This is a genomic window from Streptosporangium sp. H13245 (genome assembly GCF_055690525.1).
The window spans coordinates 111377-138187 of the sequence record NZ_JBSZKT010000001.1; the positions used below are offsets into that span (position 1 = coordinate 111377).

29 protein-coding genes are annotated in these 26811 nt (G+C 70.3%); 6 read left to right on the forward strand and 23 right to left on the reverse strand.

Going from position 1 to position 26811, the window contains the following annotated elements:
* Positions 1–26 precede the first annotated feature (26 nt).
* From nuoK to ACW9TB_RS00595, 13 genes are all read right to left on the reverse strand, one after another.
* A complete protein-coding gene (gene nuoK, locus ACW9TB_RS00535; protein WP_329089089.1) occupies positions 27–323 on the reverse strand; it encodes an NADH-quinone oxidoreductase subunit NuoK in 297 nt (98 codons plus the stop codon).
* Positions 320–1156 carry an NADH-quinone oxidoreductase subunit J gene (locus tag ACW9TB_RS00540; RefSeq protein WP_472745901.1) on the reverse strand — a complete coding sequence of 279 codons (837 nt, stop codon included), beginning with the start codon at positions 1154–1156 and terminating at the stop codon, positions 320–322. The genes nuoK and ACW9TB_RS00540 overlap by 4 nt, the downstream gene beginning before the upstream one ends.
* A complete protein-coding gene (gene nuoI / locus ACW9TB_RS00545; RefSeq protein WP_389919290.1) occupies positions 1149–1664 on the reverse strand; it encodes an NADH-quinone oxidoreductase subunit NuoI in 516 nt (171 codons plus the stop codon). The genes ACW9TB_RS00540 and nuoI overlap by 8 nt, the downstream gene beginning before the upstream one ends.
* Positions 1651–3000: an NADH-quinone oxidoreductase subunit NuoH gene (nuoH, locus tag ACW9TB_RS00550; protein WP_472745902.1), complete on the reverse strand. Its 1350-nt coding sequence runs from the start codon at positions 2998–3000 to the stop codon at positions 1651–1653. The genes nuoI and nuoH overlap by 14 nt, the downstream gene beginning before the upstream one ends.
* Positions 3000–5537 (reverse strand): NADH-quinone oxidoreductase subunit G, encoded by a 2538-nt coding sequence (locus ACW9TB_RS00555; RefSeq protein ID WP_472745903.1) that lies wholly within the window; start codon positions 5535–5537, stop codon positions 3000–3002. Before ACW9TB_RS00555 ends, nuoH begins: the two co-directional genes overlap by 1 nt.
* A gap of 67 nt (positions 5538–5604) precedes the next feature.
* On the reverse strand, positions 5605–6891 hold the full coding sequence (gene nuoF / locus ACW9TB_RS00560; protein WP_472745904.1) for an NADH-quinone oxidoreductase subunit NuoF: 1287 nt from the start codon (positions 6889–6891) through the stop codon (positions 5605–5607).
* Between the two features lie 130 nt (positions 6892–7021).
* The gene (gene nuoE, locus ACW9TB_RS00565) at positions 7022–7774 is read right to left on the reverse strand and encodes an NADH-quinone oxidoreductase subunit NuoE (RefSeq protein WP_472745905.1); all 753 of its coding nucleotides are present in this window, start codon (positions 7772–7774) and stop codon (positions 7022–7024) included.
* Positions 7771–9141 carry an NADH-quinone oxidoreductase subunit D gene (locus tag ACW9TB_RS00570; RefSeq protein WP_472745906.1) on the reverse strand — a complete coding sequence of 457 codons (1371 nt, stop codon included), beginning with the start codon at positions 9139–9141 and terminating at the stop codon, positions 7771–7773. Before ACW9TB_RS00570 ends, nuoE begins: the two co-directional genes overlap by 4 nt.
* Positions 9138–9824 (reverse strand): NADH-quinone oxidoreductase subunit C, encoded by a 687-nt coding sequence (locus ACW9TB_RS00575; protein WP_472745907.1) that lies wholly within the window; start codon positions 9822–9824, stop codon positions 9138–9140. Before ACW9TB_RS00575 ends, ACW9TB_RS00570 begins: the two co-directional genes overlap by 4 nt.
* Entirely contained in the window at positions 9821–10372 is a 552-nt protein-coding gene (locus tag ACW9TB_RS00580) for a NuoB/complex I 20 kDa subunit family protein (RefSeq protein WP_030916695.1), read from the reverse strand. Before ACW9TB_RS00580 ends, ACW9TB_RS00575 begins: the two co-directional genes overlap by 4 nt.
* Before the next feature lie 2 nt (positions 10373–10374).
* The gene (locus ACW9TB_RS00585; RefSeq protein WP_329089076.1) at positions 10375–10734 is read right to left on the reverse strand and encodes an NADH-quinone oxidoreductase subunit A; all 360 of its coding nucleotides are present in this window, start codon (positions 10732–10734) and stop codon (positions 10375–10377) included.
* Positions 10735–10855: 121 nt separating this feature from the next.
* Positions 10856–12133 carry a geranylgeranyl reductase family protein gene (locus ACW9TB_RS00590; RefSeq protein WP_472745908.1) on the reverse strand — a complete coding sequence of 426 codons (1278 nt, stop codon included), beginning with the start codon at positions 12131–12133 and terminating at the stop codon, positions 10856–10858.
* 149 nt (positions 12134–12282) lie between these two features.
* Positions 12283–13008, reverse strand: a complete 726-nt coding sequence (locus tag ACW9TB_RS00595; RefSeq protein ID WP_472745909.1) for a demethylmenaquinone methyltransferase — start codon at positions 13006–13008, stop codon at positions 12283–12285.
* A 78-nt stretch (positions 13009–13086) separates the two neighbouring features.
* Between ACW9TB_RS00595 and ACW9TB_RS00600 the strand changes: the two genes are divergently transcribed.
* Positions 13087–14478, forward strand: a complete 1392-nt coding sequence (locus tag ACW9TB_RS00600) for a delta-60 repeat domain-containing protein (RefSeq protein ID WP_472745910.1) — start codon at positions 13087–13089, stop codon at positions 14476–14478.
* Here ACW9TB_RS00600 and ACW9TB_RS00605 read toward each other — a convergent pair.
* Positions 14462–14659 carry a DUF4229 domain-containing protein gene (locus ACW9TB_RS00605; RefSeq protein WP_472745911.1) on the reverse strand — a complete coding sequence of 66 codons (198 nt, stop codon included), beginning with the start codon at positions 14657–14659 and terminating at the stop codon, positions 14462–14464. The two genes, ACW9TB_RS00600 and ACW9TB_RS00605, sit on opposite strands and share 17 nt — an antisense overlap.
* A 263-nt stretch (positions 14660–14922) precedes the next feature.
* Here ACW9TB_RS00605 and ACW9TB_RS00610 point away from each other — a divergent pair, with 263 nt between their 5' ends.
* Complete coding sequence (locus ACW9TB_RS00610) at positions 14923–15162, forward strand: BldC family transcriptional regulator (protein ID WP_012887349.1); 240 nt, start codon at positions 14923–14925, stop codon at positions 15160–15162.
* 216 nt (positions 15163–15378) lie between these two features.
* Here ACW9TB_RS00610 and ACW9TB_RS00615 read toward each other — a convergent pair whose 3' ends face one another.
* Together ACW9TB_RS00615 and ACW9TB_RS00620 are read right to left on the reverse strand one after the other, a co-directional pair.
* Entirely contained in the window at positions 15379–15618 is a 240-nt protein-coding gene (locus ACW9TB_RS00615) for a hypothetical protein (protein ID WP_440067964.1), read from the reverse strand.
* Positions 15619–15628: 10 nt separating this feature from the next.
* Positions 15629–16387, reverse strand: coding sequence for a hypothetical protein (locus ACW9TB_RS00620; protein WP_472745912.1), 759 nt, complete (start codon positions 16385–16387; stop codon positions 15629–15631).
* A 191-nt stretch (positions 16388–16578) separates the two neighbouring features.
* Here ACW9TB_RS00620 and ACW9TB_RS00625 point away from each other — a divergent pair, with 191 nt between their 5' ends.
* Positions 16579–16878, forward strand: a complete 300-nt coding sequence (locus tag ACW9TB_RS00625; protein WP_472745913.1) for a PLD nuclease N-terminal domain-containing protein — start codon at positions 16579–16581, stop codon at positions 16876–16878.
* A 177-nt stretch (positions 16879–17055) separates the two neighbouring features.
* Here ACW9TB_RS00625 and ccsA read toward each other — a convergent pair whose 3' ends face one another.
* From ccsA to ACW9TB_RS00650, 5 genes are read right to left on the reverse strand one after another with little or no spacing between them, the layout of a single operon-like run.
* On the reverse strand, positions 17056–18009 hold the full coding sequence (gene ccsA / locus ACW9TB_RS00630; RefSeq protein WP_472745914.1) for a cytochrome c biogenesis protein CcsA: 954 nt from the start codon (positions 18007–18009) through the stop codon (positions 17056–17058).
* Positions 17999–19570, reverse strand: coding sequence for a cytochrome c biogenesis protein ResB (resB, locus tag ACW9TB_RS00635; RefSeq protein ID WP_472745915.1), 1572 nt, complete (start codon positions 19568–19570; stop codon positions 17999–18001). The genes ccsA and resB overlap by 11 nt, the downstream gene beginning before the upstream one ends.
* Positions 19570–20304: a cytochrome c biogenesis CcdA family protein gene (locus tag ACW9TB_RS00640; RefSeq protein WP_472745916.1), complete on the reverse strand. Its 735-nt coding sequence runs from the start codon at positions 20302–20304 to the stop codon at positions 19570–19572. The genes resB and ACW9TB_RS00640 overlap by 1 nt, the downstream gene beginning before the upstream one ends.
* A gap of 27 nt (positions 20305–20331) precedes the next feature.
* A complete protein-coding gene (locus tag ACW9TB_RS00645) occupies positions 20332–20901 on the reverse strand; it encodes a TlpA family protein disulfide reductase (protein ID WP_472745917.1) in 570 nt (189 codons plus the stop codon).
* 56 nt (positions 20902–20957) lie between these two features.
* Positions 20958–21596: a histidine phosphatase family protein gene (locus ACW9TB_RS00650; RefSeq protein ID WP_472745918.1), complete on the reverse strand. Its 639-nt coding sequence runs from the start codon at positions 21594–21596 to the stop codon at positions 20958–20960.
* Between the two features lie 341 nt (positions 21597–21937).
* On the opposite strand from ACW9TB_RS00650, the gene ACW9TB_RS00655 reads away from it, so the two are divergent.
* Positions 21938–22804: an EamA family transporter gene (locus ACW9TB_RS00655; protein WP_472745919.1), complete on the forward strand. Its 867-nt coding sequence runs from the start codon at positions 21938–21940 to the stop codon at positions 22802–22804.
* An 81-nt stretch (positions 22805–22885) separates the two neighbouring features.
* On the opposite strand, the gene ACW9TB_RS00660 is transcribed toward ACW9TB_RS00655, so the two are convergent.
* Complete coding sequence (locus tag ACW9TB_RS00660; RefSeq protein ID WP_472745920.1) at positions 22886–23893, reverse strand: LysR family transcriptional regulator; 1008 nt, start codon at positions 23891–23893, stop codon at positions 22886–22888.
* Between the two features lie 66 nt (positions 23894–23959).
* Between ACW9TB_RS00660 and ACW9TB_RS00665 the strand changes: the two genes are divergently transcribed.
* Positions 23960–24850, forward strand: coding sequence for an EamA family transporter (locus ACW9TB_RS00665; protein WP_472745921.1), 891 nt, complete (start codon positions 23960–23962; stop codon positions 24848–24850).
* Between the two features lie 43 nt (positions 24851–24893).
* On the forward strand, positions 24894–25487 hold the full coding sequence (locus ACW9TB_RS00670; protein WP_472745922.1) for a Uma2 family endonuclease: 594 nt from the start codon (positions 24894–24896) through the stop codon (positions 25485–25487).
* 12 nt (positions 25488–25499) lie between these two features.
* Here ACW9TB_RS00670 and hemL read toward each other — a convergent pair whose 3' ends face one another.
* A complete protein-coding gene (gene hemL / locus ACW9TB_RS00675; RefSeq protein WP_472745923.1) occupies positions 25500–26798 on the reverse strand; it encodes a glutamate-1-semialdehyde 2,1-aminomutase in 1299 nt (432 codons plus the stop codon).
* Positions 26799–26811 lie beyond the last annotated feature (13 nt).

Below are 26811 nucleotides of genomic sequence, written 5' to 3' on the forward strand. Positions count from 1 at the left end.
ATCTCAGCGGGTTCCACGGCCACCTCTTAGTACTTCAGCAGGTTGGCGTCGTCCACCGACGCGGACCTGCGGGTTCGGAAGATCATCACGATGATGGCGAGGCCGATGACGACCTCGGCCGCGGCCACCACCATCACGAAGAACGCGATGATCTGGCCGTCCAGGTTGCCCTGCTGCCTGGCGAAGGTGACGAACGCGAGGTTGCAGGCGTTGAGCATGAGCTCCACGCACATGAACACCACGATCGCGTTGCGCCGCACCAGCACACCGACGGCGCCGATCGCGAACAGCAGCGCGGAGAGCACCAGGTAGTGAGTGGTCACTTGCTGTCCTCCTGCTGGAGTGCCGCGTCCCTCACATGGACGGGCTCGTCGTCCGGGTCGGAGTCGCGGCCCTCGGCCGCGTCCTTCTCCAGGACCTGCTTGATGAGCGCCGCCTTCGCCGGGTCGGTCGGCGCGAAGCCGTCCTCGATCTCGTGCCGGGCGAGCACCCGGTTGATGGACTTCTCCGCGACCGTTCCGTCGGGCAGCAGGGCCGGCATGTCGATCGCGTTGTGCAGCGCGTAGGTGCCGGGCCCCGGCAGCGGCGAGGGCTGCGGGCCGGTGAAGCGGGCGCGGGCCAGGTCGCGCTGGGTGGCCTTGGGCCGGACACGCTCGCGGTGCGCCAGCACCATCGCGCCGAGCGCGGCGGTGATCAGCAGCGCCGAGGTGACCTCGAAGGCGAAGACGTACCTGGTGAAGATCAGCTGCGCCAGGGAGGGCACGTTGCCGCCCGCCTCCTTCACCGCCCCGGCGAGGCCGGTGGGCGCGGCGTAGGTGGCGTTGCCGACGCCCAGGGCGAGCAGGGCCGCGAAGCTCAGGCCCGCGACGGCCGCCCAGAGGCGCTGCCCCTTGATCGTCTCGACCAGCGAGTCGGCGGAGTCGACGCCGACGAGCATCAGGACGAACAGGAAGAGCATCATGACCGCGCCGGTGTAGACGATGATCTGCACCGCGGCGAGGAAGGGGGCGTCCTGGACCGCGTACAGCACGGCCAGCGACAGCATGACGACGCCGAGCATCAGGGCCGAGTAGACCGCCTTGCGGCTGAAGACGAGCCCGAGGGCCGCCCCCACCGAGACGACCGCCAGAACCCAGAACGTGATGGTCTCACCCATTGTTGCGTCCCAGCCGGTAGTAGTCCTCTTCGGTCTCGCCGAGACGCATGGGGTGCGGCGGGATCTCCATGCCGGGACCGAGCGGCGCGAGCAGCATCTCCTTGGTGTAGATCAGGCTCTCACGGCTGGTGTCGGCGAGGTCGTACTCGTTGGTCATCGTGAGCGCCCGTGTCGGGCACGCCTCGATGCACAGGCCGCACAGGATGCACCGCAGATAGTTGATCTGGTACGTGCGCCCGTAGCGCTCACCCGGCGAGAACCGCTCCTCGTCGGTGTTGTCCGCGCCCTCGACGAAGATCGCGTCGGCCGGACAGGCCCAGGCGCACAGCTCGCAGCCGACGCACTTCTCCAGGCCGTCGGGCCAGCGGTTGAGCTGGTGCCGGCCATGGAAGCGCGGCGCCGTGGGCCGCTGCTCCTCGGGGTAGTTGACCGTCTCGACCTTCTTGAACATCGTGTGGAAGGTCACGCCGAACCCCTTGATGGGGTTCAGCCAATCAGTTGCTCCCACTGGGAACCTCCTTGCGCGCTACACCGTGGTAGTGCGGCAGGTCGAGCGGCGGCACCGGGAAGCCACCCGCGGACGGCTCGGCTTGGAGTTGCTCGAACTCGGCCTCGACCTGGGCGGCCTTGGCCTCCTTGCGCTTCTGCAGCACGCTGTCGAAGCGCCACCAGATGCCGAGGCAGCCGATCATCACGACCGCGGCCAGGATGAGCACGAGCGAGCGGTCGACGCTCTCCAGCTGCAGGGCCCTGACCGTGGCGACGAGCAGGATCCAGGCCAGGTTGACCGGGATGAGGATCTTCCAGCCGAGGGCCATCAGCTGGTCGTACCTGACGCGCGGCAGCGAGGCCCGGCACCAGACGAAGAAGGAGAAGACCAGCACCATCTTGATGAAGAACCACAGCAGCGGCCACCAGCCGGTGTTGGCCCCGTCCCACATGGAGATCGGCCACGGGGCCCGCCAGCCGCCCATGAACAGTGTGATGGAGACCGCGGAGACCACGAAGACGTTGACGTACTCGGCGAGCATGATGACCGCGAACTTCAACGAGTTGGAGTACTCGGTCTGGAAGCCGCCGACCAGCTCGCCCTCGCCCTCGGGCAGGTCGAAGGGGACCCGGTTGGTCTCGCCCAGCATCGTGATGATGTAGATCAGGAAGGACGGGATCAGCAGGACCATGTACCAGGAGGGCATCGAGAACTGCACGCCGCCCAGGGTGACCACCCCGCCCGTCGCCTGCGCCGCGACGATCTCCGAGGTGGAGAGGGTCCCGGCGAACAGGAAGACGCCCACGAACGACAGGCCCATCGCGATCTCGTACGAGACCACCTGGGCGCTGGCCCGCAGGCCGCCGAGCACCGAGTACGGGGAGCGCGAGCCCCAGCCGGCCAGCACGATGCCGTACACGCCGATGGAGGCCATCGCGAGCACCAGCAGCACCGCGACCGGCAGGTCGGTGAGCTGCAGCGGCGTCTGGACCCCGAACATCGAGACCATCGGGCCCATCGGGATGACGGAGAAGGCGAGGAAGGCCGGGACCGCCAGGACGACCGGGGCGATGAAGTAGATCACCTTGTCGACGGTCCTGGGCATCAGGTCTTCCTTCAGCCCCATCTTGAGACCGTCGGCCACCGACTGGAGCAACCCGAACTTGCCCGCCCGGTTGGGGCCGTACCGGTTCTGCATGCGGGAGATGAGCTTGCGCTCGAACCACACGCCGAACAGCACGCCCAGCATCAGGACGATGAAGATGACGGCGGCCTTGATGATGCTGATCCAGAGCGGGTCCTTGCCGAAGTCGGCGAGGGTCGGATCGGCCGCTAGAAGAGTCCGGGCATTCATTACCGCTCCTCGTTAGCTTCGCCGGCGGCGCGTGCCTCGCCGGCCGTCGTGCCGGTGGCACGCTCGTCGGGCCCGGTGCCCGCGACGGCGTCCCCGTTGGACACGGCGTTCCCTGAGGAGGCGCCGATCCTGACCACGTCACCGGCGACGGCGCGCAGGTCCCGGGTGACCGAGCGGCCCGCGGAGTTGGCGGGCAGCCACACCACCCGGTCGGGCAGGTCCGCGATCCGCACGGGCAGGCTCAGCGAGCCGCGCTCGGTGCTGACGACGACCTCGCCGCCGTCGACCAGGCCGGACTCGGCCGCGGTGGACTCCGACACCAGCGCCACGGCCGGGCGGGCGGTACCCGCGAGGTACGGCTCCCCGTCCTGCAGGCGGCCGTCGTCGAGCATCAGGTGCCAGCTGGCCAGGACGGCCTCCCCGGCCTCCGGCCTGACGGCGGTCCGGCCGACAGCGTCGGGGGCGGAGGCCCTGGGGCCGCGCCACGCGCCGATCGAGGTGAGCTCGCGGCGGGCGGCGGCGGGGTCGGGCAGGCCGAGGTGCACGTCCATGGCGTCGGCGATCGCGGAGACGACCCGCAGGTCGCTCATGACCCCCGGAACCCGGAGCGCCTCCTCGAAGGTGCGCCCGCGTCCCTCCCAGTCGACGAAGGTGCCCGACTTCTCGGCCACCACGGCGACCGGGAGCACCACGTCGGCGCGGTCGGTGACCGCGCTGGCGCGCTGCTCCAGGCTCACGATGAACGGGGTGTTCTCCAGGGCGAGCAGCGCGGCCTGCGGCGCGGGCAGGTCGTAGGGGTCGACACCGGCGACGACGAGGGCGTCGATCCGGCCGTCGAGCGCCGCCGCCAGCATGGCGGTGGTGTCGCGGCCCTCGCCCTCGGGCAGGGAGGCGACGTCCCACGCCCTCGCCACCTCGGCGCGGGCGGTCTCGTCGCCGACCGGGCGGCCGATCGGCAGCAGGTTCGGCAGCGCCCCGGCCTCGACGGCCCCGCGCTCACCGGCGCGGCGCGGGATCCAGGCGAGGCGGGCGCCGGTGGAGCCGGCGAGCCGCAGCAGCGCCGACAGCGCGCCCGGCACGGTGGCGAGCCGCTCACCGGCCAGGATGATCGCGCCCGGCTGCCTGATCGCCTCGGCGGCGAGCGCGTCCACGGCGGCCAGGTCGTCGAGGACGGCGGTCTCCGAGCCCGGCACGGCCGGGATCAGGGTGCCACCCATCTTGGCGAGCCCGGGACCGGCGAACGGCGCGACCGAGAAGACCTTCAGGCCCTTCTTGCGCCACGCCTTGCGCAGGCGCAGGAAGACGATCGGCGACTCCTCGTCGGGCTCGAAGCCCGCCAGGAGCACCGCGGGCGCCTTCTCCAGGTCGGCGTAGCGGACCTCGATGCCCCTGCCCGCGACCGCGTGCGCCAGGAACCGCGCCTCCTCCTCGGAGTGCGGCCTGGCGCGGAAGTCGATGTCGTTCGTGCCGAGAGCGATCCGGGCGAACTTCGCGTACCCGTACGCCTCCTCGACGGTGAGGCGACCGCCGACCAGCACGCCCGCGCGCCCGCGGGCGGCGGACAGGCCCTTGGCGGCCGCGGCGAACGCCTCGGGCCAGGAGGCCGGGACCAGGCGTCCCTCCTCGTCACGGACGAGGGGGGTCCTCAGCCGGTCCGGCTGGGTCGCATAGGTGAAGGCCCAGCGGCCCTTGTCGCAGTTCCACTCCTCGTTGACCTCGGGGTCGTCCCCGGCCAGGCGGCGGGTGACCTTGCCGCGCCGGTGGTCGGTGCGCAGGGAGCAGCCCCCGGCGCAGTGCTCGCAGGCGCTGGGCGTGGAGACCAGGTCGAACGGGCGGGCCTGGAAGCGGTACGCGGCACCGGTCAGCGCGCCCACCGGGCAGATCTGCACGGTGTTGCCCGAGAAGTAGGACTCGAACGGGCGGCCGTCGGCGGTGGCGACCTGCTCCTTGGCCCCGCGCTCGAAGAAGTCGATGAGCGGGTCTCCGGCGATCTCGTCGGAGAAGCGGATGCAGCGCGCGCACTGGACGCAGCGCTCGCGGTCGAGCAGCACCTCCGAGGAGAGCGCGACCGGCTTCTCGAAGATCCGCTTCTTCTCGGTGAAGCGGCTCTCGCCCTGGCCGTTGGACATGGCCTGGTTCTGCAGCGGGCACTCGCCGCCCTTGTCGCAGACCGGGCAGTCGAGCGGGTGGTTCAGGAGCAGCAGCTCCATCACGCCGCGCTGCGCCTTCTCGGCGACCGGGGAGGTGAGCTGGGTCTGCACGACCATGCCCTCGGCGACCTCGATCGCGCAGGAGGGCTGCGGCTTGGGGAAGCCCCGGCCGTTTCCGGCGTCGGGGATGTCCACCAGGCACTGGCGGCAGTTGGCGGCCGGCTCCAGCAGCGGGTGGTCGCAGAACCGGGGGATCTGGATGCCGAGCAGCTCGGCCGCCCGGATGATCAGAGTGCCCTTCGGGACGCTCACCTGGAAGCCGTCGATGGTGACGGTGACCAGGTTCACCGGCACCTGCTGCGCCGGGGTGGTGGCTTCGACGGTCATGGCGTCTCCTCCGTCGGCCTGGCGACCGAGACGGTGCTGTGCTTGCCGGTTGCCTGGATCCGCGCGCTCACTGGGCACCCCACAGCCTGGACGGGGCGTGATCGAACGGGCAGCCGCCGATCTCGAAGTGCTTGAGGTATTCGTCGCGGAAGTGTTTCACCGACGAGTGGATGGGGCTGGTGGCACCGTCGCCCAGGGCGCAGAACGAGCGTCCCAGGATGTTGTCGGCGATGTCGGTGATCGTGGTCAGGTCCTCTTCGGTGCCCTGGCCCTTCTCCAGCCGCTTGAGCACCTGCTTGAGCCAGAAGGTGCCCTCCCGGCAGGGGGTGCACTTGCCGCACGACTCGTGCGCGTAGAACTCCGTCCAGCGGAGCACCGCGCGCACCACGCAGGTGGTCTCGTCGAAGATCTGCAGGGCCCGGGTGCCGAGCATCGAGCCCTTGGCCCCGACGGACTCGAAGTCCAGCGGGACGTCGAGGTGCTCGTCGGTGAAGATCGGGGTGCTCGACCCGCCGGGGGTCCAGAACTTGAGCCGGTGGCCCTCGCGGATGCCGCCGGACATCTCCAGCAGCTCGCGCAGCGTGATGCCGAGCGGGGCCTCGTACTGGCCGGGCCTGGTCACGTGGCCGCTCAGCGAGAAGATGCCGAAGCCCTTGGACTTCTCGGTGCCCATCCCGGCGAACCAGTCGGCGCCGTTGGCGACGATCGAGGGAACACTCGCGACCGACTCGACGTTGTTGACGACGGTCGGCGAGGCGTACAGGCCCGCCACGGCGGGGAAGGGGGGCTTGAGCCGAGGTTGGCCGCGATAGCCCTCCAGCGAGTCGAGCAGCGCCGTCTCCTCGCCACAGATGTAGGCGCCCGCCCCGCTGTGCACGACCAGCTCCAGGTCGAAGCCGGAGCCGAACAGGTCGGTGCCGAGATAGCCCTTGGCGTACGCCTCGGCCACCGCCGCCTGCAGGCGGCGCACGACGTGCAGCACCTCGCCGCGCACGTAGATGAAGGCGTGGTTGGCCCTGATCGCGTACGCGGTGATGATGACGCCCTCGACCAGCGAGTGCGGGTTGGCCATCATCAGCGGGATGTCCTTGCACGTGCCGGGCTCGGACTCGTCGGCGTTGACCACCAGATAGTGCGGCTTGCCGTCCCCCTGGGGGATGAAGCCCCACTTCATGCCGGTGGGGAAGCCCGCGCCGCCCCGGCCGCGCAGTCCGGAGTCCTTGACGGCCTGGATGACGGCGTCGGGGTCCATGCCCAGCGCCTTCTTGGCCGCCGAGTAGTCGCCGTAGCCCTCCAGGGTGAAGGAGTTGGGCTGGTCCCAGTTCGCGGTGAGAACCGGGGTGAGAGTGGTCACTTCGTCTCCTCGCCTGACGGCCCGTCGCTCCGTGACGAGGCCGCGCCGTGCCCGCTGGCACGCTCGTTGCGCCCGCGCGCGCCGGTCTGACCGGCGCGCCCGCTCGTGGTGGCTCCGCTCCGTGGCACGCTCACGCCTCCGGGGCCTTCCATCCGTTGGCCTTGGCGATCCTCAGGCCCTCCAGGGAGGCGCCGTTCGCCGAGGGGCCGTCTCCGGCCAGGCCGTCGGGCAGGCCCGCGAGCACCCGCGAGGCCTCCTTGAACGTGCAGAGCTTCTTCGGCCCCCGGGTCGGGGAGAGCTCCTTGCCGTCCCTGAGGTCGTCGACGAGCTGCTTGGCCGAGGCCGGGGTCTGGTTGTCGAAGAACTCCCAGTTGACCATCATCACCGGGGCGAAGTCGCAGGCGGCGTTGCACTCCAGCCGCTCCAGCGAGACCTTGCCGTCGGGGGTGGTCTCGTCGTGGCCGATGCCCGCGTGCTCGGACAGCTCGTCCCAGATCTGGTCGCCGCCCATGACCGCGCAGAGCGTGTTGATGCACACGCCCACGTGGTACTGGCCCATCGGCCTGCGCTTGTACATGGTGTAGAAGGTGGAGACGCCCACGACCTCGGCCTTGCTCAGGCCGAGCATCTCGGCGCAGAACTCGTGGCCGTCGTCGGAGACGTAGCCGTCCTCCGACTGCACCAGGTGCAGCAGGGGCAGCAGGGCCGACCTCGGCTTCGGGTAGCGGCCGATGATCTCCTTGGCGTCGCGCTCCAGGCGCTCGCGCACTTCCGGCGCGTACCCCTTGGTCACGGTCGCGCTCACCTCCTCGCCGCCCTGGAGGGCGGCCTCGCCGCTCGTCGCGCCTGCCCTGCCGTCGGCCGGGCCCGTGGTCGCGCTCATCGGTCGACACCTCCCATCACCGGGTCGATCGAGGCCACCGCCGAGATGACGTCGGCGACCATGCCGCCCTCACACGTCGCGGGCATGGCCTGCAGGTTCGTGAAGGACGGGTCGCGGAAGTGTACGCGGTAGGGGCGGGTCCCGCCGTCGCTGACCACGTGGGCGCCGAGCTCGCCGCGGGGCGACTCGACCGAGGCGTACGCCTGCCCGGCCGGGACCCGGAAACCCTCGGTCACCAGCTTGAAGTGGTGGATCAGCGCCTCCATGGAGCCGCTCATGATGTGCGCGATGTGGTCGGGCGAGTTGCCCAGGCCGTCGGGGCCGAGCGCGAGCTGCGCGGGCCAGCCGATCTTCTTGTCGTCGACCATCACCCGGCCGTTCTTGAGCGGCCCGGAGAGGCGGTCGAGCGCCTGCTCAATGATCTTGAGCGACTCCTCCATCTCGGCCACCCGTACCAGGTAGCGGCCGTAGACGTCGGCGGTCTTCTCCGTCGGGACGTCGAAGTCGTAGGTCTCGTAGCCGCAGTAGGGCTGCGACTTGCGCAGGTCCCAGGGCAGACCGGCGGCCCGCAGCATCGGGCCGGTGACGCCCAGCGCCATGCAGCCGGTGAGGTCGAGGTAGGCGACGTCCTTGGTGCGGGCCAGGTAGACCGGGTTCGCGTCGAGCATCTTGCGCATGTCCTTGATGCGCCCCGGCATGACCTTGAGCAGCTCGCCGACCTTGTCGACGGCACCGGCGGGCAGGTCGACGGAGACGCCTCCGGGCCGGACGTAGGCCATGTTCATCCGCAGGCCGGTGATGTACTCCATCACGTCGAGCACCATCTCGCGCTCGCGGGACCCGAAGAGGAACGGCGTGGTCGCGCCCAGCTCCATGCCGAAGGTGCCGATGGCCACCATGTGCGAGGAGATCCGGGTGAGCTCCATCATCATCACGCGGATGGCCTGGGCCCGCTCGGGGATCCGGTCGGTGATGCCCAGCAGCCGCTCGACGCCCATGCAGTAGGCGGTCTCGTTGAAGATCGGCGCCAGGTAGTCCATCCGGGTGACGAACGTCGTGCCCTGGGTCCACGTCCGGTATTCGAGGTTCTTCTCGATGCCGGTGTGCAGGTAGCCGATGACCGTGCGGGCCTCGGTGACCGTCTCGCCGTCCAGGTTCAGGACCAGGCGCAGCACGCCGTGCGTGGACGGGTGCTGGGGGCCCATGTTGATGACGAGCTGCTGGTCCTGCTGGCCGGAGAGGGTCTCGACGAGCTCCGTCCAGTCGTTGCCGGAGACGGTGTAGACCTTGCCCTCGGTGGCCTCGTCGTACGTGTCGTCGTACGGGCCGCCGATGGTCTCCTTCGTCTCCTGGTGGGGGACGCTCATGTGTAGGACCTCCTCTGGTCCGGCGCGGGGATCTCGGCGCCGCGGTACTCGACCGGGATGCCGCCGAGCGGGTAGTCCTTGCGCTGGGGGTGACCGTCCCAGTCGTCGGGCATCATGATGCGGGTCAGCGCCGGGTGCCCGTCGAAGACGATGCCGAAGAAGTCCCAGGTCTCGCGCTCGTGCCAGTCGTGCGTCGGGTAGACCGAGACCGTGGAGGGGATGTGCCGGTCGTCGTCGGGGCAGGAGACCTCGACGCGCAGGCGGCGGTTGTGCGTGATCGAGCACAGGTGGATCACCGCGCGCAGCTCCTGGCCCGCCAGGTGGGGGTAGTGCACGCCGGAGACGCCGAGCGAGAGCTCGAAACGCAGGGCGGGATCGTCGCGCAGGACCCTGACGACGTCGAGCAGGCGCTCGCGCCTGACGTGGAAGGTCAGCTCGCCCCGGTCGACGACCACGCGCTCGACGGCGTCGGCGAGATCGCCGCCGAGGGCGCGCTCCAGCTCGTCGGCGACGGTGTCGAAGTAGCCGCCGTACGGGCGGGCGCTGGACAGCTCGGGCTTGCGCCGCACGACGAGGCGGCCGTAGCCCGAGGTGTCACCGGTGCCCGAGGCGCCGAACATGCCCAGGTGGGCGATCGGCTCCTCCGGCACCTCGGGGAGGTTGTCAGCGGGTTCGCTCGTCATTTGGCGGTTCCCTGGTCGATCAGCGGCAGCGTCCGCAGGGCCTGCAGTTCGAGCTCGTCGATCTGCTTGGCGCGGTGGGCGCCGAACTTCGTGTTCTGGATCTTGTCGTGCAACTTGACGATCGCGTCGATGAGCATCTCGGGCCTCGGCGGGCAGCCGGGCAGGTAGATGTCGACGGGGACGACGTGGTCGACGCCCTGCACGATCGCGTAGTTGTTGAACATGCCGCCGCTGGAGGCGCAGACGCCCATCGCGATGACCCACTTGGGCTCGGCCATCTGGTCGTAGATCTGGCGCAGCACCGGGGCCATCTTCTGCGACAGCCGCCCCGCGACGATCATCAGGTCGGCCTGGCGCGGAGACGCCGAAGCGCGCTCCATGCCGAAGCGCGCCAGGTCGTGCTTGGGACCGCCGGTGGACATCAGCTCGATGGCACAGCAGGCAAGGCCGAACGTCGCCGGCCAGACGGAGTTCTTGCGTGCCCAGCCGGCGACCTGCTCGACCGTGCTGAGCATGAACCCGCTCGGAAGTTTCTCTTCAAGACCCATATCTAGTCCCAGTCCAGACCCTTGCGGCGCCACACGTACGCGTAGGCCACGAGCACGGTGACGATGAACAGCAGCATCTCGACCAACCCGAAGATCCCGAGCTGGTCGAACGCGACCGCCCACGGGTAGAGGAAGATGATCTCGATGTCGAACACGATGAACAGCATCGCGGTGACCATGTACTTCAGCGGGAAGCGTCCTCCGCCCACGGGCTGGGGCGTCGGCTCGATCCCGCACTCGTAGGCGTCGAGTTTCGCGCGGTTCCAGCGCTTGGGACCGGTGAAGGGGGCGATCGTCACCGAGAAGATCGCAAATCCCGCCGCGAGAACGGCGAGCACCAGGATGGGTGCGTACAACTCCATCGCTACGCCTCCTCTCCCATCTCCACGCGCGCCGGCGCGTAGCTCTGCGTTGTGGTGTATTTCGAAAGTCTAGGCAGGGCGATCATCGCCCTCGGCCCCAGGTGCTCGGCACTCGTCGATCTCATGCCGGTGGAGCCACCTTCGACAGGGCGTTGATGATGCGGTCGGACGCGTCACCCCGCCGGTCGGTGAGATTAGCAAGAAGCTTGAGCGCGAACCGCATCAGGTGCGGGTGCGGCAGCGCGTGACGCGTGGCGAAGTTCATCACCCCGCGGTGCCCGATCAGCTCCACGAATCCCCTGCCGAGGGTGAAGTAACCACCGTATGCGTCTTTCAGGGTCTGAGGGTAAGCCCGCAGCACGCGCTCCCGCTGCGCGGGGGTGGCCCTGGCGAGCGCCTGCACGATCATCTCGGCGGCGATGTGGCCGGTCTCCAGCGCGTACGCGATGCCCTCGCCGTTGAACGGGTTGATCATCCCGCCCGCGTCGCCCACCAGCACCAGGCCCCGCGTGTAGTGCGGCTGGCGGTTGAAGGCCATCGGCAGCGCGGCGCCCCTGATGGGGGCCGTCATGTTCTCCTCGACGTAGCCCCACTCGGGGGGCATGCCCTTCACCCAGCGTTTGAGCAGGTCACGGTAGTCCATGCCCTTGAAGGACTCGCTGGTGTTCAGCAGGCCCAGGCCCACGTTGGAGGTGCCGTCGCCGACGCCGAAGATCCAGCCGTAGCCGGGCAGCAGGGTGTCGCCGTCCCACAGCTCCAGCCAGGTCTCCAGGTAGTCGTCGTCGTGGCGGGGGCTCTCGAAGTAGGTCCGCACGGCGACGCCCATCGGGCGGTCCTCGCGCTTGTGCAGCCCCATCGCCAGGGAGATGCGGGTGGAGTTGCCGTCGGCGGCGACCACCAGCCGCGAGCGGTAGGTGACCTCCTGGCCGTCCCGTCTGGCGACCACGCCGGTGATGTGCCCGCTGCGCTCGTCGAGGACCGGGGCGGTGACGTTGACCCCCTGCAGCAGGCGGGCGCCCGCCTTGACCGCGTTGGCGGCCAGGATCTCGTCGAAGTCCTGGCGGGTGCGGACCAGGCCGAAGTCGGGGTAACTCGACAGCTCAGGCCAGTCGAGCTCGAAGCGCATCCCGCCGCCGACCACGCGCAGGCCCTTGTTGCGGACCCAGCCGGGGGCGTCGATGTCGATCCCCATCGCGATGAGCTGCTTGACCGCTCGGGGCGTCAGCCCGTCGCCGCAGACTTTCTCGCGGGGGAAGGTGGTCTTCTCGAGCAGCAGGACGTCGAGCCCGGCCTGCGCGAGATGGAAAGCGGTTGTCGAACCGGCGGGCCCGGCGCCGACGACGATGACGTCGGCGTCAGCCTCAGCGACTTTCCGCTGTGTGGCGGCTGGCACGGTCACGGGACCTGTCCTGTCCTACACGCTTAAGGGGCCTCGGGGTAAGGGGCCTTTCGTTCCTTTGTGAAGGGCTTCACAAACTTGTCGGGCCGAAGTCTAACGCCTTTGCAGGGCAAAGTGTCAGGCGGGTGTTGCCATCGCCCGTGAATCTTCTAAACGGGCTTGTACGCACGGTGAAGGGCCACGATTCCGAAGGTGAGATTGCGCCAGGCGACGCGTTCCCAGCCCGCCCCCTGAATGATCTTCGCCAGCCCCGCCTGGTCGGGCCAGGCCCTGATCGACTCCGCCAGATACTCGTAGGAGTCGTCGTTGGACCCGAACAGCTTCGCGGCCTGCGGCATCAGCCTCATCAGATACTGCGAGTACACGAGGTCGAAGGACTTCGGCGTGGGGTGCGAGAACTCCAGGATCACCAGCCGCGCGCCCGGCCTGGCCACCCGGTACATCTCGCGCAGCGCCTGGCCGGTGTCGTGCACGTTGCGCAGTGCCGTGGAGATCGTCACCGCGTCGAAGACGTCGTCGGCGAAGGGCAGCCGCAGCGCGTCGCCCGCGACGAAACTGACGTTCCGCACGCCCCCTCCGTAGATGCCCGAGCCTCCCCTGCGCCTGACCCCGGTGCTCAGCATGCCGAGCGAGAAGTCGGAGGCGATCGCGCGGGCGCCCAGCGTGGTGAACGCGTCGGTGGACGTACCGGTGCCCGCGCCGAGGTCGAGGACCAGCTCGCCGGGGCCCGCGTCGACGGCCGCGGCGGCGGCCTTGCGCCACAGCCGGACCTGGCCCAGCGAGATAACGTCGTTGACAAGGTCGTACCGCCTGGCCGTGCGATCGAACATCGCGGCGACCTCGTGCGGCTGCTTGTCCAGAGAAGCGCGCGTCATGACCCCCACCCTAGGGCCGCCCCGACAATCCACGGAAAGTAGTCATTACATTACTCAGAGCATGCTAAAAATTGTCGAATGTTTGCCAGAGCCACTTACGCGCTGGTCGCGGTCCTGATCCTGGTTCCCTCCGGGATCGCCGCCGCCGGCACCACGAAGCACAGCAGGGTCGTCTCGGCCGATCCGGTGGACACCACTCCCCACGTGCTCGACGGGATCGTCAACGCCATCGCGCTGGTGGACGGCACGGTGGTGGTCGGCGGCTCGTTCGGCGAGGTGCGCGAGGCCGGGAGCGTGCGGGAGGCGAGGGTGCTGCCGCGCACCAACCTCTTCGCCTACGACCTGGCCACCGGCCGGATCCTGCCCGGCTTCGCGCCGCGTCTCGACCGCCCGGTCCAGGCCCTGGCGGCGGGGGTCCACGGCACCGTCTACGCGGGCGGGCGGTTCACGAAGACCGGCGGGGCGCGGACGCGGGGCCTGGCCCTGCTCCGGCTCTCCGACGGCTCCCCGGTCCCCCGCTTCGACGCCCAGGTCCTCGGCGGCACGGTCACCGGCCTGGCCAGGCTCGGCCGCCACCTCTACGCGGGCGGCGACTTCACCCACGTCGGCGGCGTCGCCCGTACGGCACTGGCCAGGCTCGACGCCGTCACCGGCGCGGCCGACCCGTCCTTCACGATCGAGCCCGGCGCGCCCAGGGGAGGCAGGACCAGGGTCCACGCGATCTCCCTCAGCCACGGCAGGCTCGCGGTCGGCGGCGACTTCACCACCCTCGGCGGCCTGCCGCGCGCCCAGCTCGGCCTGATCACCGTCACCGCCCCGAACACTCCCGTGTCAAGCACCCTCACGCCGAGTTTCGCACCGGGCGCCTCCGCGCTGAGCGCCCTCGCATCGGGCACCTCCGCACCGGACGCCTCCATGCCGGGCCTCGCCGCGTCACCGGCCGTGGTCGCGCCGTGGCGGACCGACGCCTACCGGGGCAGGTGCATGGCCGACTTCCCCGGCTACGTGCGGGGGCTGGACTTCGCCCCCGACGGGAGCTACCTCGCCGTCGTCACGACCGGCGGCCCGGGGGGCCCGGACCGGATGTGCGACACCGCCGCCCGCTTCGAGACCGGCGCGCGCGGCATGGTGGAGCCGACATGGGTGAACCACACCGGGGGCGACTCGCTGTACGCGGTGGCGGCGACGGGGGCGGCCGTCTATGTCGGCGGGCACCAGCGCTGGCTGAACAATCCGAGCGGCCACGACTCCGCGGGCCCCGGGGCGGTGGCGCGGCCGGGGATCGGCGCGATCCATCCGCGTACCGGCAAGGCCCTGACATGGAACCCGACGCGGGAACGCGGAATCGGGGTCAAGGCATTCCTCGCGCATCCCGGCGGATTACTGGTTGGTAGTGACACAACCCACCTTGGTCACGAGTACCATGCCCGAGTCGGCATGTTCCCGTTGCCGATCACTCCCGATTCTTAGTGATTCGCTCGCTCAGCGCGTCTCTCTGCTTCGAGAGCAGGACGTAACTGGCCACACCGCTGACCAGGAATGCGGCGATCAACAGGACCAGGGGCTGGCGCAGGCCGAGGATATAGAGCACTCCCAGGCTCACGGCCAGCAGACCGACCCGGGACGCGGTGTAAACGATGACGGGATGCACAGCGTCGAGGCTACGTCACTCCGCTCACGCCGTCGCGATCGCGGTGGCTGTAGGCGTAACTCTTCGCATCCACTGCGAGCGCTGCTAGTCTTCCCAAGAGATCTGTTTCGTAAAGAAACACCCACGAGAGCCTCAAAAAGGCTCTATCATATAACAATCGGGCAGGCAGTAGATAACAACCCGTGATCTTTGTTGAAAACCACGGATAAATCAGGCTTCGCTCGGCACACTGGTTACCTGTCCGCCCGCTGGCAGGAAGCGGGATGCGAGGGGGAGAGATTGTGGAGAGTAGCAGCGAGCGTCTGCTGACGCCCGGAGAGGTTGCCGCCCTCTTCCGGGTCGACCCAAAGACGGTTACACGCTGGGCCGCGGCAGGCCGCATCAGCAGCATCCGTACCCCCGGAGGGCACCGGCGTTTCCGCGAGTCGGAAGTGCACGCCCTTCTGCGTGGAGAGGACGTCTTGACGGCCGAACGGCCGGCAGGCGAGTCCCCGCGCGTCTGACGACTTAGGACGTCACACCATCGGTGATCCTGCGCGCCTTACCCGGAAGCCGCAGGGTCACCGTGGAGTCGTGTGAAGTACGACACGACACGGACGGTGACCTCCCCCGTCACCGGGCCACCCGCCCCGCCGGGCCCGCCGCCGCGTTCCGCACCCGGAGCCACCCGGCGCGCTCCGGCCCCCGATCTCCCCGGTTCCGCGAAGCCCCCGAGCCTCTTAGGTCTCCTGCTCGGCCTTGAAGGCCAGAAACTCCCGCTCCAGCTCGTCGTTCTCCTCCAGCCACCGGCGGCGGCGCTCGGCCCACTCCTCCTCGGTGAGCGACTCGGCCAGCCAGCGGTCGTAGTCGGGATCCCCCGGAGAGACCTCCACGTAGGCGTTGCCGATCAGACGCCCGTCATCGCTGGCCAGGGTCTGCGGCACGCGCAGGGTCCCGTCAGCGAGCCTGACGACGTACATCCCAGATCACCTAGATTCCGTAGCGCCGGTTGAAGAACAACATGACGTTGAGCGCCATCCGCGTGTCGCCGCCCAGCATGTCCACCAGCGCGGGGCGCTGCCGGGAGACGATCGCGGCGAAGGCGTCGGCGAAGAACTCCTTGCGCCCCAGGTCGTTCGACTGGAGATGGAACCCCGAGGCCAGCACGGGAACGCACTGGGCGTAGAGGGCGGCGAACTCCGGGGAGTCGGACACCCAGTCGCCGTGCGGGGCGTCCACGTCGTCCAGGGCGTGCCCGACCTCGTGCATCATCACGTCGGGGGTGGGCGAGGGGCGGTCTCCCACCACGATCTTGTGGTCGCCGTACGCCCCCGCGCAGACGTCCCACGTCGCCCGGCCCGAGGGGAGCGGCGCGCCGCGCAGGTATCCCATGTCGTCCAGGTCGGGCACCCCGCCCGCGCCGACGTAGATGCCGTCGAGACCGGCGGCCAGCTTGTCCTTCAGCACGTCCGGCAGCCTCGCCAGGCTCTCCACCGCCCGTACGACCTCGGGGGGCGGTGTCTCCCGCCGCGAGTCCCACTGGCGGTGCAGGATGCGCTCCAGGCGCCCGCAGTGGCGCAGGCCGTCACCCAGGTCGGGGGTGTCGGGGGAGTTGGGCTGGGCCCTGGGACTCTCGTCGTCGAGCTCGAAGTCCTTCCAGGTGTACTGCGGGCGGTCGGCCACCGGGGCCGTGACCGTCCCGACCCGGCGCTCGGGCTCGCGGGGGACCTCACGCGGGGCTTCCCTCACGGCACTCTCCGCACGCGTGGCCGGACCCCGCTGCCACCACCGCCGTCGATGGCGGCCCTTGTCGCCCGAATGTGCCATCACACCCCCTGGGGAAGTGGCAACGGGTCTACGGTACGGGGTGGGAGCCTTGCCAGTCATCCGTAACGCGGAGCCGGACCGCAGCAGGTCCCACGATGGCTTACAGTTCGGGCATGCCCCTGCTTGTCGGTCTGGCGATACTCGCCTTCTGGCTCTACTGCCTGTTCGACGTCATCACCACGCCGGACGAGGAGTCCAGGAACCTTCCCAAGCTCCTCTGGGTGCTCATCGTGGTGCTGATGCCGATCGCCGGAGGGACCTTCTGGCTGCTGCTCGGCCGGCCGACCGGTCCCAGGGCGCCCCGCTCCCTCCTGGCCGAGGACAGGCCGCCGCGCCCCGAGGCTCCCAAGGGCCCCGACGACGACCCCGACTTCCTCAAGGACCTCGACCGCCGCCTGCGCGACGACGACTGAGACGGCGATCGACCGACCGGTACGCCCCCTTGCGGACGACCGAATTCCGGCGTGAAACCGCCGGGAATCCCGCGTGGAAATCAACGGGAACCCCGGCGGGGAAATGCGGCCGGAAATTCCGATGGGAAAATTCGGCCCGGGGAAATCTCGGTGTCGAGAATCAGCCGGTGTCGAGAATCAGCCGGGAACCTCGGCGTAGGAGTGCAGGCCGCCGAGGAAAATGTTCACCCCGACCAGGTTGAACAGCAGGCAGGCGAAGGCGACGAGCTGCACGATCATGGCCGCCCTGCCCTTCCAGCCCGCGGTGGCCCTGGCGTGCAGGTAGGCGGCATAGGCGATCCAGGTGATGAACGCCCAGATCTCCTTGGGGTCCCAGCCCCAGTAGCGGCCCCAGGCCTTGTCGGCCCAGAGAGCTCCGGCGATGACGGCGAAGGTCCAGATCGGGAAGCCGATCACGATGGCCCGGTGCGCGACCCGCTCCAGGTCCTGCCGGGACGGCAGCCTGACCGCGGTGTCCTTCCTGACCAGATAGAGGATGCCGGAGACCCCGGCCACGATGAACAGCCCGCTGGCGACGATCGCCGCCGAGACGTGGATCGCGACCCAGTACGAGTTCAGCGCGGGCACCACGGGACCGGCCTGCACGTGCAGGTACCGGACGGCGAAACCGAGCCCCAGCGCGGCGGCGACCGTGACGAACGCGCCCAGGAAACGGACCGGGTAGCGGAGCTGCATGAACAGGAACGCGCTCACCGCCGCGAAGCACATGGCGACCACGAACTCGTACATGTTGCCCCACGGCCACCGGTCCACGGCCAGGCCGCGGGTGAGGAGGGAGGCGAGGTTGGCGGCCCAGCCGAGCCAGCTCAGCCCGACGGCCACCGGCCCCGCCCACACCGCCCAGGCGGGGGGCGCCTTCTCGGCGGGAACGCCCTCGGCGGCACCGGCCGGGCTCTCGCCTCCGCCGACGGTGGCCAGGACGGGCACCTTCACCCGGGCCGAAGCCCTCGCCGACCGGCCGAAGGCCAGGTCGAGGGCGTAGGCGATCATTGCGGAGACGTAGAGCAGCACCGTCGCCAGGATGAGCTGGTCGCTCAACGTGGCGAGGCCGGCGTCGACCTCAGCGGACATCCTTCACTCCTGAATTCGGAACTCCTGGGTTCAATGCGGAGACGATCTCGGTGAACTCGTCGCTGAAATCGCCGCCCTCGGTGCGCGTGAGGCCGCCCGCCTCGACCCGGCGGTCCTCGTGGATCCGGACCCATATCCTGCGGCGGCGTACGGTCAGGGTCAGCACCAGGCCGACGACGGCGAGGACCGAGGCCACGAACGCGGGCATCCGGCCCGGGTCGTGGGTGATCTGCAGGGCGATCCACTCCCTGACGCCGGTGAACTCGATCGAGCCCGCGCCGTTCGGGAGCGTGAGCTTCTTGCCGACCGCCAGCGGGTCGGCCTTCATGACCAGCGGCTTCATCTTCTTCAGGCTCGCCGGGTCCAGCTCGTAGACCGACTGCGGGCGGCCGTCCTTCAGGCCCAGGTCACCGGCGAAGGCGCCGTACACCTGGGCGGTGGGGTTGGCGGCGCCGGGGAAGACCGAGACCCACTCCGAGCCCACCGGGACGGTCGTCGGCAGGAAGCCGACGAGGACGCCGAGCTGCTCGGGCCGCGCGTCCGGGACCTTGATCACGCACTCGGAGGTGAAGGTGGCGGGCTGGACGACCAGGCAGGGCACCGGACCGTCGAAGGCGACCTGGCCCTCGCCGTCGGTGATCCTGAAGGTCGGCGCATAGCCGTGGTCGATCAGGTAGCTCAGCGTGCCGTTGACGTCCAGCGGCTCGTTGACCTTCAGGACGTAGTCGCGCGGGGCGGCGCCGGGGGCGTCCTCGACCTTGAGCCTGGCCTCGTAGTCGAGGGCCTGGCCCGCCTTCTCGCCCTTCGCGATGTAGGTCGCCTGGAAGTCGTCGACGGTGAAGGAGAACGGCTCCAGCGACTCGGCGTTCACCTGGGGGCCCGGCATGTAGCGGTCGTAGGCCGCGACCGTGTTGGCGAACCCCTCGCCCTCCACGACCAGCACGTTGCCCCGGTAGCCGTACAGCGCCCCGGCCCCGACCGCGACCAGCAGGCCGAGCAGGGCGACGTGGAACAGCAGGTTGCCGGTCTCGCGCAGGTAGCCCTTCTCCCCGGCGACCCAGTCCGGCCCCGTGGTCACCCGGAACCGCCTGGCGCGCAGCCTCGCGGCGGCCTCCTCGACGGTGAGGTCGGCCTCGAAGGCGGCGTGCTGCGGCAGCCTGCCCAGGTTGCGCGGCGCCGCGGGCGGCTTCCTGCGCAGCTCCCGCAGGTGGGTCGCGGTACGGGGGAGCACGCAGCCGATCAGGGACACGAACAGCAGAAGGTAGATCGCCGCGAACCAGGGCGCCCTGAACACGTCGAACAGCCAGAACCTGTCCAGCCACTCGGCGAGCCCGGGGCTGTCCTCGAAGTACTGGAAGACCTTGGCGTCGGAGACACCGCGCTGCGGCCAGATCGAGCCGGGGATGGAGCCCAGGGCGAACAGGAACAGCAGGATCAGCGCGGTCCGCATCGAGGTGAGCGTCCGCCAGAACCAGCGCGCCCACCCCACGACTCCCAGGCCCGCGGGCCGCCGCGCCTCGTCCACCGCTCGCTCCCCCGTCTTCGGGTCGACGGACACCATCAGATCACCGGCTCGAATCCGCCGACCCAGCCCTGGGTCATCGCGACGAGCTGCTCCCACAGCCCGGTGACGAGCAGCACGCCGACGACGACCAGCATCACGCCGCCCGCCCGCGTGATCAGCCGCGAGTGCCTGCGTACCGCCTTGAACGTCCTCAGCGCCCTGCTGTACGCCAGCCCGGCCGCCACGAACGGCAGGCCGAGGCCGAGCGCGTACGCGAAGGCGAGGATCGCGCCGCGCCCGGCGCTGCCCTCGTTCAGGCCGAGGGTGAGCACGACCCCGAGGGTGGGGCCGATGCAGGGGGTCCAGCCCAGGCCGAACACCACGCCGAGCAGGGGTGCCCCGGCCAGGCCCGCGGCCGGGAGCCGTTGGATGCGGAAGTCCCGCCGCAGGCCGGGGACGACCCCCATGAAGGCCAGGCCGAGCACGATCGTGAGGGCGCCCAGCACCCGCGTGATGATCCCGGCGTTGCCGAACAGGGCCGAGCCGAGGCCGCCGAAGAGCGCTCCCCCGGCCACGAACACGAAGGCGAAGCCCAGGACGAACAGCACGATGCCCGCGACCATGCGCCCCCGCCGGGGGTCGGCGCTCATACCGGTCACGTACGACAGGTAGCCGGGGACCAGCGGCAGCACGCACGGCGACAGGAACGACACCAGCCCGGCCGCGACCGCGATCGGCAGCGCCAGCGCCAGCGAGCCACCGGCGACGGTGCCCACGAGGTCGGCGCTCATCGCGGCTCCGGCCGTCGTCCGGAGCCGTTATCGCTCATCGCCGACCTTGGTCACGGCGTTGAGGAGATCCTTGTACTTGACCGCGCCGAGGGCCCTGGCGGCGATCCGGCCCTGACGGTCGATGATCAGGGTGGAGGGGATGGCCGCGGGCGGGACCGTGCCCTGGAAGGAGAGCGCGACCTTGCCCGGCTGGTCGAAGATGCTCGGGTACCCCGATTGGTGGCTGCGTTCGAACGCGAGCGCGTCGGCCTTGCGGTCCTTGAAGTCGATGCCGAGGAACTCCACGCCGTCCGCCTTCGTCTTGGCGGAGATGTCCTTGAGCACCGGCGCCTCGGCCCGGCAGGGCGCGCACCAGGAGGCCCAGAAGTTGATCACCACGATCTTGCCCTTGTGGGCCGCGAGGGTCGCGGTACCCCCGTCGAGGGTCTCCCCCTGGACCTGCGGGGCGACCTTGCGGTCAGCGGCCTGGAACAGGGTGATCTTTCCGTCGCCCGCCACGAAGCGGGTGTCGCCGGTCTGCGGCTGCGATCCCTGGTTTCCGGCGCACCCGGCCACGGCGATCAGCAGCGCGGCGGCGGCGAAGGATTGTGCGCGCATGGGTGACGGAGGCTCCTTGTACTACAAGCGGTAGAGCAATCACTGTACCGGCGGGGTCAGGCGCCCGGCACAGTGGGGCGTTTGACGAGCGCCGCCGCGGGCTCGCTGTATCCGACGCTGATCAGACGGTTTCCCTCGAAGGAGAAGCTCGTGAGACTGGCGAGGCCGCACTGCCTGCGGCGCGGGTCGTGCGGCAGGCGCCTGCCCTCGGCCGCGAGCCTGATGGTCCAGATCGGGAGCTGGTGGCTGACCATGATCGCCTCATGGCCGCGCGCCGCGTCGCGGGCGGCGTCGATCGCGGCCCTCATCCGGCTGACCAGGTGGGTGTAGCGCTCCCCCCAGGAGGGGCGGACCGGGTTCCACAGGTAGCGGTAGAAGCGCGGGTTGCGGAAGAGGGTGTCGCCCCTGCCGAGGGAGAGGCCCTCGAAGATGTTCTCGGCCTCGATGAGCCGCTCGTCGATCGTGACGTCCAGGTGGAAGGTCTCGGCGAACGGGGCCGCCGTCTCCTGGGCACGCTCCAGCGGCGAGGAGAACAGCGCGGTGACGTCACGTCCGGCGACCGCCTTCGCCACCGTCTCGGCCATCTGGCGGCCGTTGTCGGAGAGGTGGTAGTCGGGAAGCCTGCCGTACAGGACGTTGGCGGGATTGTGCACCTCACCGTGGCGCAGGAGGTGAACGACGGTGGTCTCAGCCATGGTCCCGCCAGCTTACCGACAGGTAAGGGGTGGTGGCCGGGCAGGTGGGCCACTCGGGGCTGATGGGGCGGAATATGGGGCAGGATAGGGTCGCCCGCGTGAGCCTCCCCCTGCGCTCGCCCTCTCCTCGGGAGGGTCGCCTCCGTGAGCCTCAGGGGGGTCGCCTCCGTGAGCCCCCCTGTGCTCGTCTTCTCCTCAGGAGGGTCGCCTTCGTGAGCCCCTCTGTGCTTCCTCTCCTCAGGAGGGTCGCCCCGTGAGCCTCCCTGTGCTCGTCCTCTCCCCAGGGGAGTCGCCTCCGTGAGCCCCTCTGTGCTCGTCCTCTTTTCAATGGGGTCGCCTCCGTGAGTCCCCTCGCGCTCGCCCTCGTTCTCGCCTCCGCCGTCGCCCACGCCTGCTGGAACCTGATGAGCAAGCAGGCGGCCGAGGCCGACGGCGTCGTCTTCGTCTGGATGGTGGCCGCCGCGTCCACGCTGCTCTGGACGCCGGTCGCGGTGGGCTACCTCCTTCTCGGCGGCACCGGCCCCTCCTGGGCCGATCTCGGGGTGATCGCCGCGAGCACCACGTTGCACCTGGGCTACTTCATGCTGCTCCAGCGCGGCTACCGGCACGGCGACCTGTCGATGGTCTACCCGATCGCCCGCGGTACCGGGCCGCTGCTGGCCAGCCTGGTCGCCATCCTGTTCCTCGGTGAGCGGCCGGGCCCCGCGGGCATCGCCGGGATCCTGCTGGTCGGGGTGGGCGTCCTCCTGCTCGGCACGGCGCGCGGGCCCAGCCGTCAGGACCTGAGCGGGATCGGGTTCGGGCTGGCCACCGGGCTGTTCATCGCGGCGTACACCGTCTGGGACAAGCAGGTCGTGAGCGTCTTCGCGGTGGCGCCGATCCTGCTCAACTACGGTTGCGACCTCTCCCGCACCCTGGTCCTGACCCCGTCGGCGCTCGGCTCCCGCCGCAGGGGCCTGATCCCGCCCGTCTGGCACGAGCACCGGGCGCGGGTGCTGGGCGCGGCGGTACTGATGCCGCTCTCCTACGTCCTGGCGCTGACCGCGTTCACGTTCTCGCCGATCAGCGTGGTGGCCCCGGTACGGGAGGTGAGCGTGCTCGTGGCGGTGCTGCTCGGCGGCAGGCTGCTGGCCGAGGGCGACCTGACCCGGCGGCTGCTGTCCGCCTGCGTCATCGTCGGCGGCGTGGTGACGATCGCCCTCAGCTAGCGGCGCCCTACACCGAGCCCGCCGGGGGCCGGAAGCCGAGGGAGCCAAGAGTAAGCGAACGCCCGGCATCCGCCCGAGACGTCACCCGGAGCCGCCGGGGCCACCCGGGACCACCGGGGAGGCCGTCGCCGGAGCCGTCACCGGGACCGCCATGGGCTTGACAGGCCCGGCGGGCTCGGACACGGGGCCGCGGAAGTCGGCGGAGACGGCCTTCAGCGCCTCGACCGCGGCGCGGATGGCCGGGCGGCGGGCGGCGTCGTTCCGCCAGAGCGCGTAGATCCTGCGCGTCGGGCGCGACCTGATCGGGACGACCCGTACCCCCGGCGGGACGAAGTCGCGGCCCAGCCGGGGGATGATGGCGCATCCCTGCTCCGCCGCGACGAGGGCCATCTGGGTCGGATACTCGTCCGTCATGCAGGTGATGTCCGGCTCCAGCTCGGCCGAGCGCAACGTGTGGACCAGCCAGTCGTGGCAGATCGTGCCGGGTGCGGAGCTGATCCACTGCTCCCCGGACAGCTCGGCGAGCTCGATCTCGGGACGGCCCGCCAGCGGGTGGGACGCGGGCAGGATCGCGTCGGCGATGTCGTCGAAGAGCGTGGCCCGGGACAGCCCTTCGGGGATCGCCACCGGGCGGTTCATCCAGTCCTGGATCACCGCGAGGTCGAGCTCGCCCCTGGCCACCTCGCGGATCTGCCGTTCCGGCTCGCGCTCCATGAGCTGGAGGCGCAGGTCGGGGTGGCGCCTGCGCAGCAGGGTGAGCGCGGCGGGCATCAGGCCCCGGGCCGCCGTGGGGAAGGCGCCGATGCTCAGCCGCCCCACGACCGCGCCGCGCAGCGCCTCGAAGTCGGCCTCCGCCGTCTCGACCAGCGCGAGGATGCGCTCGGCGTGGTCGGCGAGCAGCCCGGCCGCGTCGGTGAGCCGCACCCCGCGCCCGTTGCGCTCCAGCAGGGTCGCGCCCGTCTCCCGCTCCAGCTTGGCCAGCTGCTGGGAGACCGCGGAGGGGGTCACCATGAGCGCCTCGGCCGCGGCGCCCACCGAGCCGTAGACGGAGACCGCGTGCAGGGCCTTGAGCCGGTTGAGATCCAACATGTAAGCAACTCTAAACGACATCGGTCAGAAAGTCTCACTTGTGCTGAAATATCGTTGGAAACGACGATGATTGCATGCGTACCCGGCATCTCCTCCTCGCCGTCGGTCTCGCGGCCATGTGGGGCTTCAACTTCGTGGTCATGGAGGCCGGGCTCCGGCACTTCCCCCCGCTGTTCTACGTGGCGCTGCGCTTCCTGCTGGCCGCCTTCCCCGCCCGTACTGCTCGTCGGCGGTCCCGGGGTGCCCTGGCGGAAGGTGCTCGTGGCCGGGGCCACGCTCGGCATCGGGCAGTACACCCTGCTGCTGATGGGCATGCGGGCGGGCATGCCCGCCGGGCTGACCTCGCTCGTCGTCCAGATCCAGGCGGTCTTCACCAGCGTCCTGGCGGTCGCCCTGCTGGGGGAGCGGCTCACCCGGCGGCGGATCACCGGCATGGCGGTCGCGTTCGCCGGTCTGGCGCTGATCGCCGCCGACCTGGGCACCGGCGGCCCCATCGGCGCGTTCCTGCTGGTCGTCGGCGCGGCGTTCTTCTGGAGCGCGGGCAACATCGCGATCAGGAAGGCCGCGCCGCCCGACTCGTTCCGCTTCATGGTCTGGATCTGCGGGGTCGCGGCCATCCCCATGACGCTCCTGGCCCTGCTGGTGGAGGGGGTACCCCGCCTGGAGTTCTCGGTGGAGGGCAGCCTGTCGGTGATCTACGTGGCACTGATCGCCACCCTCGGCGGCTTCGGCATCTGGGGCTTCCTGCTCAAGCGCTACGACGCCTCGGTGGTCGCCCCGTCGGCCCTGCTCATCCCGCCCTTCGGCATGGCCTCGGCCGCCCTGTTCACCGGCGAACCGCTCTCCCCGGCCAAACTCGCCGCCGCCGCCCTGATCATCTCCGGCGTCCTCTACGCCGGCACCCGCGCCCGTACGACCCCCCTGACAGACAGGGCACCGGAAGCGGAGAGAGTCTGAATCACCCCGACAGGCGGCAGGACCGGAAGCTACGGTGACCGGCATGGACGCCGCCTTCGACCACTGGCCGTCGCCACCCCCGGAAGGCTGGACCGCCGACGACCTCGACCGCCTCTCCGAAGGCCCTGACGGCGAACCAGGCTTCTTCGAGCGCGTCGAGCTGATCGACGGAGCACTCGTCTTCGCCGCTCCCCAGACACGTTTCCACCAGCGCGTCCTGGCCGGTCTGGCGACCGGTTTGAAGATCCGCGCTCCTGGTCACGTCGCGGTCGTGACCCGGATGGACGTCAAGCTCGGCCACCGGATGCGCCCCTGTCCCGACGTCGTGGTCGTCGACGCGAAGGCCGCCGATGACGACGAGCGGACGTTCTACACCCCCGGCGAGGTGCACCTCGCCATCGAGGTGGTCTCCCCCGAGTCCGAGGACCGCGACCGCAAGACCAAGCCGTCCCGCTACGCCGAGGCGGGCATCGCGCACTTCTGGCGGGTGGAGAACAACGACGGCTCCCCCGTGGTCTACGTCTACGAGCTCGACCCCGCCACCCACGCGTACGCTCTGACCGGCATCCACCACGACCGGCTGACCGTCCCGGTGCCCTTCCCGATCACCATCGACTTCGGCGATCTGCCCAGGTAGCGCCGGTCCCCACTACGTGGAAGCCTGTGCGGCGGCCTTGGCGGCGGCGGGGAGGGCGTCGGCGATACGGGAGAGGGCCTCGTCGTCGTGGGCGGAGGACAGGAACCACGCCTCGTACGCCGACGGCGGCAGGTAGACGCCCTGGTCGAGCATCGCGTGGAAGAACGCCCGGTAGGCGGCGGTGTTCTGCTTCTGCGCGGCGGCGAAGTCGGTGACCCGCTCGTCGGTGAAGAAGATCGAGAACAGGCTCCCGGCGCGCTGCAGGCGGTGCGGCACCCCGGCCGCGGCCAGGGCGTCGGCGGCGGCACGGCCGATGACCAGCGCCGCGGCGTCGACCCGGTCGTAGACCCCCTCGTCGCAGGCGCGCAGGGTGGCCAGACCGGCCGCGCAGGCCAGCGGGTTTCCTGACAGGGTGCCCGCCTGGTAGACCGGCCCCTCCGGCGCGAGGTGGGCCATCACGTCCGCGCGCCCGCCGAACGCGGCGGCGGGCAGGCCGCCGCCCATGACCTTGCCGAAGGTCATGAGGTCGGCGTCGACCGGGTCCAGCCCGTACCAGCCGGACTCCGACACCCGGAAGCCGGTGAGCACCTCGTCGACGATCAGCAGGGCGCCGTGCGCGGTGCACAGCTCGCGCAGCGTGGCGTTGAACCCGTCAAGCGGCGGGACGACGCCCATGTTGGCCGGGCACGCCTCGGTGATCACACACGCGATGTCGGCGCCGAAGGTCTGGAAGGCCTCCGTGACGGCCTCGACCGAGTTGTACGGGAGCACCACTGTGTCGGCGGCCGAGGCGCCGGTCACGCCGGGGGTGTCGGGCAGGCCGAAGGTCACCACGCCGGAACCGGCCGAGGCGAGGAGGGCGTCGACGTGGCCGTGGTAGCAGCCCGCGAACTTCACGATCTTGGACCGGCCGGTGAAGCCCCGGGCCAGCCGCACGGCGGACATGGTGGCCTCGGTACCGGAGCTGACCAGGCGGACCTTCTCCACCGGCTCGACCCGGGCGACGATCTCCTCGGCGAGCTCGACCTCGCCGGGTGTCGCCGTACCGAACGAGGTGCCGTCGCGCAGCGCCTCCTGAAGGGCCTCGATCACGGCGGGGTGCCGGTGGCCGAGGATCATCGGCCCCCACGAGCAGACCAGGTCGACGTAGCGGTTGCCGTCGACGTCGGTGATGTAGGGGCCCTGCCCCGAGGTCATGAAGCGCGGCGTCCCGCCGACGGCGCCGAAGGCTCGGACCGGGGAGTTGACGCCCCCGGGGACGATCTCGCGTGCGCGGGCGAACAGGGCCTCGGAGTTCTCAGTACGGCTCACGTCCCCAAGGGTA

Coding starts and splice junctions, on each gene's coding strand:
- ACW9TB_RS00540 (WP_472745901.1), bottom strand. CDS start 1,156: ATGGGTGAGACCATCACGTTCTGGGTTCTGGCGGTCGTCTCGGTGGGG.
- nuoH (WP_472745902.1), bottom strand. CDS start 3,000: ATGAATGCCCGGACTCTTCTAGCGGCCGATCCGACCCTCGCCGACTTC.
- ACW9TB_RS00555 (WP_472745903.1), bottom strand. CDS start 5,537: ATGACCGTCGAAGCCACCACCCCGGCGCAGCAGGTGCCGGTGAACCTG.
- nuoE (WP_472745905.1), bottom strand. CDS start 7,774: ATGAGCGCGACCACGGGCCCGGCCGACGGCAGGGCAGGCGCGACGAGC.
- ACW9TB_RS00570 (WP_472745906.1), bottom strand. CDS start 9,141: ATGAGCGTCCCCCACCAGGAGACGAAGGAGACCATCGGCGGCCCGTAC.
- ACW9TB_RS00575 (WP_472745907.1), bottom strand. CDS start 9,824: ATGACGAGCGAACCCGCTGACAACCTCCCCGAGGTGCCGGAGGAGCCG.
- ACW9TB_RS00580 (WP_030916695.1), bottom strand. CDS start 10,372: ATGGGTCTTGAAGAGAAACTTCCGAGCGGGTTCATGCTCAGCACGGTC.
- ACW9TB_RS00585 (WP_329089076.1), bottom strand. CDS start 10,734: ATGGAGTTGTACGCACCCATCCTGGTGCTCGCCGTTCTCGCGGCGGGA.
- ACW9TB_RS00595 (WP_472745909.1), bottom strand. CDS start 13,008: ATGACGCGCGCTTCTCTGGACAAGCAGCCGCACGAGGTCGCCGCGATG.
- ACW9TB_RS00600 (WP_472745910.1), top strand. CDS start 13,087: ATGTTTGCCAGAGCCACTTACGCGCTGGTCGCGGTCCTGATCCTGGTT.
- ACW9TB_RS00610 (WP_012887349.1), top strand. CDS start 14,923: ATGCGAGGGGGAGAGATTGTGGAGAGTAGCAGCGAGCGTCTGCTGACG.
- ACW9TB_RS00615 (WP_440067964.1), bottom strand. CDS start 15,618: ATGTACGTCGTCAGGCTCGCTGACGGGACCCTGCGCGTGCCGCAGACC.
- ACW9TB_RS00625 (WP_472745913.1), top strand. CDS start 16,579: ATGCCCCTGCTTGTCGGTCTGGCGATACTCGCCTTCTGGCTCTACTGC.
- ccsA (WP_472745914.1), bottom strand. CDS start 18,009: ATGTCCGCTGAGGTCGACGCCGGCCTCGCCACGTTGAGCGACCAGCTC.
- resB (WP_472745915.1), bottom strand. CDS start 19,570: ATGGTGTCCGTCGACCCGAAGACGGGGGAGCGAGCGGTGGACGAGGCG.
- ACW9TB_RS00640 (WP_472745916.1), bottom strand. CDS start 20,304: ATGAGCGCCGACCTCGTGGGCACCGTCGCCGGTGGCTCGCTGGCGCTG.
- ACW9TB_RS00645 (WP_472745917.1), bottom strand. CDS start 20,901: ATGCGCGCACAATCCTTCGCCGCCGCCGCGCTGCTGATCGCCGTGGCC.
- ACW9TB_RS00650 (WP_472745918.1), bottom strand. CDS start 21,596: ATGGCTGAGACCACCGTCGTTCACCTCCTGCGCCACGGTGAGGTGCAC.
- ACW9TB_RS00660 (WP_472745920.1), bottom strand. CDS start 23,893: ATGTTGGATCTCAACCGGCTCAAGGCCCTGCACGCGGTCTCCGTCTAC.
- ACW9TB_RS00665 (WP_472745921.1), top strand. CDS start 23,960: ATGATTGCATGCGTACCCGGCATCTCCTCCTCGCCGTCGGTCTCGCGG.
- ACW9TB_RS00670 (WP_472745922.1), top strand. CDS start 24,894: ATGGACGCCGCCTTCGACCACTGGCCGTCGCCACCCCCGGAAGGCTGG.